The 10,599-nt window shown below is 69.7% G+C and carries 6 protein-coding genes; 2 read left to right on the plus strand and 4 right to left on the minus strand.

The window, feature by feature from the left end:
* The first annotated feature begins 159 nt into the window (after positions 1-159).
* On the plus strand, positions 160-957 hold the full coding sequence (locus G6022_RS10045; RefSeq protein WP_347238166.1) for an NRDE family protein: 798 nt from the start codon (positions 160-162) through the stop codon (positions 955-957).
* Positions 958-1,026: 69 nt separating this feature from the next.
* On the opposite strand, the gene G6022_RS10050 is transcribed toward G6022_RS10045, so the two are convergent.
* The gene (locus G6022_RS10050; protein WP_182615896.1) at positions 1,027-2,097 is read right to left on the minus strand and encodes a 2-oxoacid:ferredoxin oxidoreductase subunit beta; all 1,071 of its coding nucleotides are present in this window, start codon (positions 2,095-2,097) and stop codon (positions 1,027-1,029) included.
* A 24-nt stretch (positions 2,098-2,121) separates the two neighbouring features.
* The gene (locus tag G6022_RS10055; RefSeq protein WP_182638415.1) at positions 2,122-4,122 is read right to left on the minus strand and encodes a 2-oxoacid:acceptor oxidoreductase subunit alpha; all 2,001 of its coding nucleotides are present in this window, start codon (positions 4,120-4,122) and stop codon (positions 2,122-2,124) included.
* A 627-nt stretch (positions 4,123-4,749) separates the two neighbouring features.
* Here G6022_RS10055 and topA point away from each other — a divergent pair.
* On the plus strand, positions 4,750-7,740 hold the full coding sequence (gene topA, locus G6022_RS10060; protein ID WP_182638416.1) for a type I DNA topoisomerase: 2,991 nt from the start codon (positions 4,750-4,752) through the stop codon (positions 7,738-7,740).
* Between the two features lie 198 nt (positions 7,741-7,938).
* On the opposite strand, the gene G6022_RS10065 is transcribed toward topA, so the two are convergent.
* Entirely contained in the window at positions 7,939-9,522 is a 1,584-nt protein-coding gene (locus G6022_RS10065) for an adenylate/guanylate cyclase domain-containing protein (protein WP_182609908.1), read from the minus strand.
* A gap of 78 nt (positions 9,523-9,600) precedes the next feature.
* The coding region (locus tag G6022_RS10070; protein WP_182691485.1) for an ISL3 family transposase at positions 9,601-10,599 on the minus strand (999 nt) is incomplete at its 5' end.

Genomic DNA, 10,599 nt, shown 5'->3' on the forward strand with positions numbered 1-10,599 from the left:
GCACGGTTGGCACAGACCCTCGGCGGGGCGCCCCCCGGGGTGCCGCCGGAGGTGTGGCCCCGCTGAGCGACCAGCCCCACCGCCCGGAGTGAACGAACCGACCGAGCCGCGGGCCGGGAGGCGGGGCCCCGGTGTTGCGCCTGGTCATCCGGTGGGGAAGTGTTCGATGCCATGTGCATGCTCGTCGTCGCCCGCCGGGTCCACCCCCGGTACCCGCTGGTGCTGGTGGCCAACCGGGACGAGGTCCACGCCCGCCCCGCCGAACCCCTGCACGAATGGACGGCCGACACGGAGGGGATCTCCGGAATCGTCGCGGGCCGCGACGTCACGGCCGGCGGGACGTGGCTCTCGCTGGCGTCCGGGGCGGGGTTGGCGGCGGTCACCAACGTCCGGGAGGGCGGCCCCGAGCGCCCGGCGGCAGCATCCCGGGGTGAGCTTCCGGTCGACGCGCTCACCGGACCGGTCCCCGTGACCGGGTTCGCCCAGCACGTCGTCGACGATCTGGGCAGGTACGGGCCGGTCAACCTCCTGGCCGGCGACCTCGACGAGATGTGGTGGGCCTCCAACCGGTCCGGTCGGGGGCCCATGCGGTTGGGCACCGGGGTCCACGGCCTGTCCAACGCGGCACCCGACACCCCGTGGCCCAAGGTCGTCGGCGCGGTCGCGCAGGTGCGAACCCTCCTGGGCACCGAGGCGATCTCCGGTCAGGACTGGTCGGGCCCCCTGCTCGACCTGCTCGCCGATCGCCGCAAAGCGCCGATCCGGCACCTGCCGCGGACGGGGGTCCCGCTCTGGCACGAGTGGCGCCTGTCGTCGCGGTTCGTCCGGATCGGCCGGTGGTACGGGACCCGGTCGACGACGGCGGTGCGGATCGACGAGCACGGTACCGCCGACGTGGTCGAGCGCACCTGGGATGCCCGGGGACGCGTCGCGGGGACGGTCACCGCCCGGCTCTGAGTGCAGATCCGCGCGGTGACCGCCCCCGGGGCGGTCTCGCCGGTGTGGCCGTCCGGCCAGCGTGTCCGACTATCCGACGGTCCAGGTGTTGCTGCCGTCGAGCAGGGACTGCAGGTCCGCCGGTGCGGTCTCCTTGGCGGCGGCGACCTGGGCGCGGGCCTGGTCGTCGTAGGTCTCGCGGTGCACCTGCCGGATGATGCCGGTGACGGTGTACTCGAGGTCCTGGCTGGACAGGTTCGCCAGCGCGTGCGCGTAGGAGGGGTCCTCGGCGTGGGCGTCGTGGACGATGATGTCGGCCTCGTCGACCTCGGCGGTCGCCGCGACCTTCAGCGAGAAACCGGAGCGGACCACGCAGTGCTGACCGTCGTCGCCGAAGATGATCTTCTCGCCGTGGCGGACTGCGATGAGGTGGTCGCCCGCGTCCTCCTTGCGCAGCAGGTCGAACGAGCCGTCGTTGAAGATCGGGCAGTCCTGCAGGATCTCCACGAAGCTGGTGCCGCGGTGGCGGGCGGCGGCCTCGAGGACCTCGGTCAGACCCTTGCGATCCGAGTCCAGGGCGCGGGCCACGAAGCTCGCCTGGGCGCCGAGCACCAGCGACAGCGGGTTGAACGGGTGGTCCAGTGACCCCATGGGGCTGGACTTGGTGACCTTGCCCGGCTCCGAGGTGGGCGAGTACTGGCCCTTGGTCAGCCCGTAGATCCGGTTGTTGAACATCAGGATGTTGAGGTTGACGTTGCGGCGCAGGGTGTGGATGAGGTGGTTGCCGCCGATCGACATGGCGTCGCCGTCACCGGTGACCACCCACACCGACTGGTCCGGGCGGGCGGTGGCCAGCCCGGTGGCGATCGCCGGGGCGCGCCCGTGGATCGAGTGCATCCCGTAGGTCTCGAGGTAGTACGGGAAGCGGCTCGAGCAGCCGATTCCGGAGATGAACGTGATGTTCTCGCGCTTGAGACCGAGCTTGGGCAGCAGGGCGCGGATGGTGGCCAGGATGACGTAGTCGCCACAGCCGGGGCACCAACGCACCTCCTGGTCGGAGGTGTAGTCCTTGGGCTTCTGCGGCGCATCGCTCTTGGGTACGGAGGCCAACGCGTCCAGGGGCAGCGGGCTGCCCACGAGTCCGGGTTCGGTGGTGGTCATGGAAATCCTCTCCTCGCTCGCGGGTCAGCGGGTTCGGTTGGCGGTGGTGGTGCCGGTGGCGGTGTGGCCGATCCGCCGGTTGCGCGCAGCGGGCTCGCCGGTCGTGGTGATGACCCCGTCGAGCGCCAGGCGGTACTTGTCGTGCTCGGTGTGGGTGAGTCGCCCGGCGAACTCCGCCTCGATGGCGGTCTGCAGCTCCTCGGCCGAGAACGCCATGCCGTGCACCTTGGTGATCGGCTGGATCTGAGCCGGGAAACGGGCCTTGAGCAGCATGGCGAGCTGTCCCAGGTTCATCTCCGGAACGAGCACCCGGTGGTACTTGGCGAGCACCTCGCCGATGTTGTCCGGGAGCGGGTTGAGGTGGCGGACATGCGCGCGGGCCACGCGGTGGCCGTTGGCGCGGGCGCGGCGGACCGCCTCCCCGATGGGGCCGTAGGACGATCCCCAGCCCACCACCAGGACGTCGGCCTCGCCGGACGGGTCGTCGACCTCGAGGTCGGGCACGTCGATGAGCGCGATCCGCAGGGCCCGGGTCCGGGTCATGAGGTCGTGGTTCTCCGCGGTGTACGAGATGTTGCCGGTGCCGTTGGCCTTCTCCAGCCCGCCGATGCGGTGCTCGAGACCGGGCTCACCCGGGACCGCCCAGTCGCGGGCCAGCGTCTCGGGGTCACGGGCGTAGGGGAGGTAGTCCCCGGCGGCCTCGGTCTCTCCGTCGGCGCCGGTCGCGGGCGCGGTGGCGAGGTGCTTGTCGATCGCCGGCAGGTCGGCCACGTCCGGCAGGAGCCACGGCTCGGAGCCGTTGGCGATCGCGCCGTCGGACAGCACGATGACGGGGGTGCGGTAGGTGACCGCGATCCGCGCCGCCTCACGGGCGATCTCGAAGCAGTCCGAGGGCGACTGCGGGGCGATCACCGCGACGGGCGACTCTCCGTTGCGCCCGAACAGCGCCTGCAGAAGGTCCGACTGCTCGGTCTTGGTGGGCAGCCCGGTCGAGGGGCCGCCGCGCTGGACGTCGATGATCACCAGCGGCAGCTCGGTCATGACGGCCAGGCCGATGGCCTCGGACTTGAGAGCGAGGCCGGGACCGGAGGTCGAGGTGACGCCCAGCGCCCCGCCGTAGGAGGCGCCGAGGGCGGCGCCGATGCCGGCGATCTCGTCCTCCGCCTGGAAGGTGGTCACGTCGAACTGCTTGAGCTTGCTCAACTCGTGCAGGATGTCCGAGGCGGGCGTGATGGGGTAGGTGCCCAGGAACACGGGCATGTCCGCCGACCTGCCCGCGGTGACCAGGCCGTAGGCCATCGCCGTGTTGCCGGTGATCTGGCGGTAGCGACCCTTCGGCAGCTGGGCCGGCATGATCTCGTACTCCGAGGCGAAGGCCTCGGTGGTCTCGCCGTAGTTCCAGCCCGCGTGCAGGGCCAGGACGTTGGCCTCGAGGATGGCGGGCTTCTTGCCGAACTTGCTGCCCAGGAACTTCTCGATCGAGTCGACCGTGCGCCCGTACATCCAGGTCAGCAAGCCCAGCGCGAACATGTTCTTGCAGCGCTCGGCGTCCTTCTTGCCGATGTCCACGGACTCGACGGCGCCGATGGTCAGCGTGCCCATGGCCACCTCGTGCACCTGGAACGCCTCGAAGGCCGGGGAGCCGAGGGGGTTGGACTCGTACCCCACCTTGGTGAGGTTGCGCTTGGTGAACTCGTCCGAGTTGACGATGAGGATGCCGCCGGAGGGCAGGTCGTCGATGTTGGCCTTGAGCGCGGCCGGGTTCATCGCCACCAGCACGTCGGGGCGGTCCCCGGCGGTGAGGATGTCGTAGTCCGCGATCTGGATCTGGAAGCTCGACACCCCGTGGATCGTGCCCTGGGGGGCCCGGATCTCGGCCGGGTAGTTGGGCTGGGTCGCCAGGTCGTTCCCGAAGGCCGCGGCCTCCGAGGTGAACTGGTCACCGGCGAGCTGCATGCCGTCACCCGAGTCGCCCGCGATGCGGATGACCACCTTGTCCAGCTTGGTCTTGGACACATTGCCCACCGCTGCTGACCTCCGTTGCGTCTGAGATGATCGGGGCTGGTCGTGACTCCCGTACGGCCACCGACGGTACGCCGGTTCCGGCGCGACCCGTGGCCGCGGCGGAATTGGAAAACGGTAACACGTTCCAGTTAGGCGTAGTGCCCCCTCGTCATCACCATAGACCGGTCTGTCTATCCGTGCCAATCGGCGGGAGTGCGCGCGGCCCCCGGGCGAGGTGTCCGGGGGCGTGCGAGCCCGATGACCTCGATGACCGGAGACGCCGGCGACGGCGACGGCCACGGCGACGACCACGACCACGACGACGACGACCACGACGACGACGAGGCGGCCCGGTGCGAACGGAGACATATATATAGGGATGCGTCCGCGCACCGATCCCCACCGGGTCGCCGATCTCTCACCGTCACCAGGGCACCTCGGCCCACCTCCGCATGGGGGAGGAGAGGGCGGAGCACCGGCGCCCGTCCACGGCCTCGGGGGTGGAACCGCGGCGGAACGCGACTCTCGGGGAGCGCCCCTGGCCTGGTATGAATTCTCATAGACAGGCCCCGGCACGCGTACCGTATCCGGGACCGGAGTTCGGCGACACACGTCGCCGATGGATCAGCGCAGGTTGGGAGCAGTTCAGTGGCGAGCAAGCAGACAGCATCGGGCGGAAAGCGGAGCCTGGTGATCGTCGAGTCCGCCACCAAGGCCCGCAAGATCCAGCCCTACCTGGGGTCCGACTACGTGGTCGAGGCGTCGGTCGGCCACATCCGTGACCTGCCCAAGGGCGCCGCCGACATCCCGGCCAAGTACAAGAAGGAGCCGTGGGCGCGGCTCGGCGTGAACCCGGAGGACAACTTCGAGCCGATCTACGTGGTGAGCGCGGACAAGAAGAAGAAGGTCGCCGAGCTCAAGAAGGAACTGGCCGGCGTGGACCAGCTCCTCCTGGCCACCGACCCCGACCGCGAGGGTGAGGCGATCGCCTGGCACCTGCTCGAGGTGCTCAAGCCCAAGGTCCCGGTCAAGCGCATGGTGTTCCACGAGATCACCAAGCCCGCGATCCTCGCCGCCGCCGAGAACACCCGCGAGCTGGACACCGACCTGGTCGACGCCCAGGAGACCCGCCGGATCCTCGACCGTCTCTACGGATACGAGGTCTCCCCGGTCCTGTGGAAGAAGGTCATGCCGCGGCTCTCCGCGGGCCGCGTGCAGTCCGTGGCCACCCGCGTGATCGTCGAGCGCGAGCGGGAGCGCATGGCGTTCGTCGCCGCCGACTACTGGGACATCACCGCGACCCTGACGACGCAGCAGGCCACCGGCGGGGACGCGGGGGAGCCGCGCAGCTTCACGGCCCGTCTCGCCGCGGTGGACGGTGCCCGGGTCGCCCAGGGCCGCGACTTCGGCCAGAACGGCCGCCTCAAGACCACGGGCGCGGCCAAGGACGCGGTGGTGCTCGAGGAGGCCGCGGCCCGTGCGTTGTCGGACGCCCTCGACGGTGCCGACTTCGTGGTCGACTCCGTGGAGTCCAAGCCGTACACCCGGCGCCCCTACGCGCCGTTCATGACCTCGACGTTGCAACAGGAGGCCGGCCGCAAGCTGCGCTACACCTCCGAACGCACCATGCGCATCGCCCAGCGGTTGTACGAGAACGGCTACATCACCTACATGCGTACCGACTCCACGACGCTGTCCGAGGGCGGCATGTCGGCCGCGCGTGCGCAGGCCACGGAGTTGTACGGCAGCGAGTACGTCTCGCCCACCCCGCGTCAGTACACCCGCAAGGTCAAGAACTCCCAGGAGGCGCACGAGGCCATCCGCCCGGCCGGGGAGTCCTTCGCGACGCCCGGTCAGCTGCACAGCGCGCTGGATGCCGAGGAGTACCGCCTGTACGAGCTCATCTGGCAGCGCACGGTCGCCTCCCAGATGGCCGACGCCAAGGGCACGTCGGTGAGCATCCGGATCACGGGCGCCGCGGGCGAGAACCCGTCCGGGTACAGCCGGGCCACCTTCGCGGCCTCGGGCCGCACCATCACGTTCCCCGGCTTCCTCAAGGCGTACGTCGAGGCCGCCGAGGAGTCCACCGAGTCGTCCGACAAGCCCATGGCGGACGACGCCGAGCGGCGGTTGCCCCGGCTCAGCGAGGGGCAGGCGCTCACGGGTTCGGATCTGTCCGCCGACGGCCACACCACCAGCCCGCCGGCCCGCTACAACGAGGCGAGCCTGGTCAAGGTCATGGAGGAGATGGGCATCGGCCGCCCCTCCACCTACGCCAGCATCATCCGCACCATCCAGGACCGTGGGTACGTGTACTCGCGGGGCAACGCCCTCGTACCCAGCTGGGTGGCGTTCGCCGTGATCGGTCTGCTCGAGCAGAACTTCGGTCGACTGGTGGACTACGACTTCACCTCGCTCATGGAGGACGAGCTCGACGAGATCGCCGAGGGGCGCGAGAACCGCGACGACTGGCTGCGTCGCTTCTATTTCGGTGACCCCGACGGCGCCGGGTCGGCCGGGGACGGGGATCACGCGGTCGGGCTCAAGAACCTCATCGACGTGAACCTCGAGGCCATCGACGCCCGCAGCATCAACTCCATCCGGGTCTTCGACGACTCCGAGGGACGACCGGTCCACGTCCGTGTCGGGCGCTACGGTCCGTACCTCGAGCGCATGGTCGCGGGGGAGGGCGGCGAGCAGGAGTCGCAGCGCGCCAACCTGCCGGAGGGGATGAGCCCCGACGAGCTCACGCTCGAGGTGGCCGAGAAACTCTTCGCCACCCCGCAGGACGGGCGTCCGCTGGGCGTGGATCCCGAGACCGGTCACGAGATCGTGGTCAAGGACGGCCGATTCGGCCCCTACGTCACCGAGAAGCTGCCCGAGCCCACCGACGCGGAGAAGGCGCAGTGGGCCAGGAAGGTGCTCGCCGACGCCGAGGCGGAGAAGAAGCGTATCGACGCCGAGCGCGACGCCGCGATGGCGGCCGCGAAGGATGACGAGGCCAAGGCGGAGGCCAAGAAGGCCGCGACCAAGGCCAAGTCCGCCGTGACCCGCAAGGCCAAGAAGGAGTCCGACAACCCCACCGGCCCCAAGCCGCGGACAGGGTCGCTCATGCAGTCGATGGAGCCGGCCACGGTCACGCTCGAGCAGGCACTCAAGCTGCTGTCGCTGCCGCGGGTGCTGGGCGTCGACCCCACGAGTGGTGAGGAGATCACCGCGCAACTCGGCCGATACGGTCCCTACCTGCGGAAGGGCACCGATTCGCGGACCCTGGACACCGAGGACGCCGTCTTCACCATCACGCTCGAAGAGGCTCTGAAGATCTACTCCGAGCCCAAGCGTCGGGGCCGGCAGGCCGCCGCACCCAAGGCGCTGCGCGAGATGGGGGTCGACGAGGTCTCCGGCAAGCAGATGCTGGTCAAGGACGGGCGGTTCGGGCCGTATGTGACCGACGGGGAGTCGAACGCGTCGCTGCGCAAGGGCGACACCGTGGAGACACTCACCGACGCGCGCGCCTCGGAACTGCTGTCCGAGCGGCGCGCCAAGTCCCCGCCGAAGAAGGCCGCGGCGAAGAAGGCCCCGGCCCGGAAGTCTCCGGCCAAGAAGTCGCCGGCCAAGAAGGCCACCGCGGGGCGCTGACCCGACCGCGGACACCCTCCCCGCGGTTGGCGGACACCTCCTCCGCGCTGGCGGACAGGATCGGTGCTCACGGGCCCTCAGGACGCGCAATTCGTCCGCCAACGGCGCGGAGGCGTCCGCCAACTGCGTGGGGGTGTCCGCCAACTGCGTGGGGGTGTCCGCCAACGGCGCGGAGGCGTCCGCCAACCGAGGTGCTGATCAGGTGTCGGCGGTGTCCAGACCCTCGACGGTGGGGCGCAGTGCCACGTTCCCGGCCTGCCACCGGTCCGCGAGGGTCGGCCGGAGCGGCCGGGCCAGCTGCGTCATGATGCCGCGCCCACGCAGTTCGACGCTGCGTCCCAGCACCCACCTCGCCGCCTCGGGAGCGTCGGCGTTGCGGATCGCGGCGGCCGACGCCAGGACGTGGCCCTGTTCGGACTTGGCCAGGGTGGTCAGGCGTGCGGCCTCGTTGACCGGATCACCGATCACGGTGTACTCGAAGCGCTTGGCGTGTCCGATGTGCCCGGCGATCACGGTGCCGTAGGAGACCCCGATGCCCGCCGAGAGCGGGGAGAGCCCGGCGAGCTGGCTCTGGAGGGCGCGGGCGGCCCGGAGCGCCCGACCGGCCTCGTTCTCGACCTCGATGGGCGCACCGAACACCGCGAGCAGGGCGTCGCCCTGAAACTTGTTGATGTACCCGCCGTTGGTGTCGACGGACTCGACGGCGATCCGGAAGAAGTCGTTGAGCACGGAGACCACCTCGGCCGGCTCGTGGGCCGCAGCGAACTCCGTCGAACCGGTGAGGTCGACGAACAGCACCGCGACCTGGCGTTCCTGCCCGCCCAGTTCGGTGCCCCGCTCGAGCGCGTTGCGTGCGACGTCCTCGCCCACGTAGCGACCGAAGAGGTCCTGGATCGCCTCGCGTTCCTGCAGGCCGGTCACCATCTCGTTGAAGCCCTGGCCCAGTCGGCCGATCTCGGAGCTGTCGTAGATGGTGACGCGGGCCTCGAGGTCGCCCTTCTTGACCCGACCGACGCCCGCCTGCATCTCGCGGACGGGGTCGGCGATGGAGTCCGAGACCAGGCCCATGCCGATCGCGCCGGCGATCACGGCGACGCTGGCCATCACCGCGAGCGCCACGAGGATGTGCCCGGGGTCGTCACCGAACAGCCCGACCCACTGCCCGGTGAGGATCAGCAGGATCCCGGCGACGGGGATGACCGTGGTGAGCGCCCAGCCCAGGAAGATCCGTCGACGGACCCCCGGGACGTGCCGGTTGGCCGGCACGCCCTGGGCGAGGGCGCGGACGGTGATCGGCCGCATGATCCGCTCGGCCTGGAGGTACGAGATCAGGCAGGTGGTGGTCCCGCCGAGGATGCTCGTCACGCCCACCACCAGGGCGAGGCGGGGGGAGTGGGCCACGTTGGCGACGACAAAGACGATGGTGCCGATCAGCCACATGGCCCCGGAGATGAGCGCCTGGTGGAAGGGCAGCCGCAGGGCCCGGTTGCGGATCGCCCCGCCGAACTCCTCACCTGACCGGTCGACCCGGAGTACCGGGAGCAGGAGCAGGGTCGACGCGATGACCCCGCCGATGAACGCCAGCACAAGGTAGCCGATGAACAGGTACTGGTTGAGGAACCGGAACTGGTCCAGGTCGAGGAAGCGGTCCATCGGGAGGACGAAGCGCAGGAACGCGAAGACGAAGACCGCGCCGATGATGTTGGCCTGCACCATCGTGAGGGCATAGACGGGCCAGGGGGTGGCCCACAGCCACCGGAACAGCCTGACCCAACGCTCCATTGGGTCAAGGGTAGTTCCCGGGGCTCGTCACGGGAACGCAGGTGTGACGTAGTGCGGCGATATGGGGCGCTTCCGGATTTAGAGTGCGTTGATCTGGTTCTGGAGCTGTCCGGAGTGGATGAGTGATCGCAAGATGTAGTGCTTGAGGTTCCGGAAGCCGAGGGCGATTCCGCGGAGGTGCTCGAGGCGTCCGTTGATGGCCTCGACGGGCCCGTTGGAAGCGCCCACGTCGAAGTAGGCCAGGATCTCTCGGTGCCGCTTCCACAGGGACCGGCCGAGCTGCGCCAACTCGGTGAGGTGCTTCGGCACGCCAGTCCGGATGGACTTGAGGAGCTTGTACATCGCGATCTTTCCGTCCCTTCGCCGCGGCTGCTCGTAGGCGTTGATCAGCCCCTGGTAGACGCGGTAGGTGACCTCCACCGCGACGTGGGCGTCGTGGGCGACGAACGCCTTGAACAGGCGAGCTTTCTGCTTGTCGGTGAGCAGCTCAGCGCGGGTGCGCAGGATGCGGCGGATCCCGTACAGGGGGTCGCCGGTGCGGCCCCGATGTCCGGTGGTGGTCTGCTGTATTCGTTGTCGGCACACGGTGAGCTTGTCGGCGGCCAGATGGACGACGTGGAACGGGTCCATCACCGTCCGTGCCTCGGGGACGGCTTTGGCGGCGGCGGTGTGGTATCCGGCGAACCCGTCCATCGTCACCACCTTGACGCGGTCTCGAAACATTTGGTCACGGGCATCGAGCCACTCGGTGAGCACCTTCGCTGAACGGCCCGGGACCATGTCCAGCAGCCGAGACGGGCCGGCGCCGTCCACGACCGGTGTGAGGTCGACCAGCACGGTGACGAACGAAGAGGAACCGTCGCCGCGCACGTGCTTCCACTTGTGCTCATCGACCCCGAGAACGCGCACCCCGTCGAAGTGTCCGGGCTGGTCGTAGACCATCGTGCGGATCTCCGAGACCGCGAGATCGTTGACCAGATCCCACCCCAGCCCGAGGGCCTTGGCCACGGCGGACACGCTGGTGCGATCGATCGCCAGACGCTGCAGAATCCAGCGGGTGCAACGGCGGGTGGTCTT

It is taken from the genome of Dietzia sp. Cai40, assembly GCF_014145165.1.
In the GTDB taxonomy this organism is placed as follows: domain Bacteria; phylum Actinomycetota; class Actinomycetes; order Mycobacteriales; family Mycobacteriaceae; genus Dietzia; species Dietzia natronolimnaea.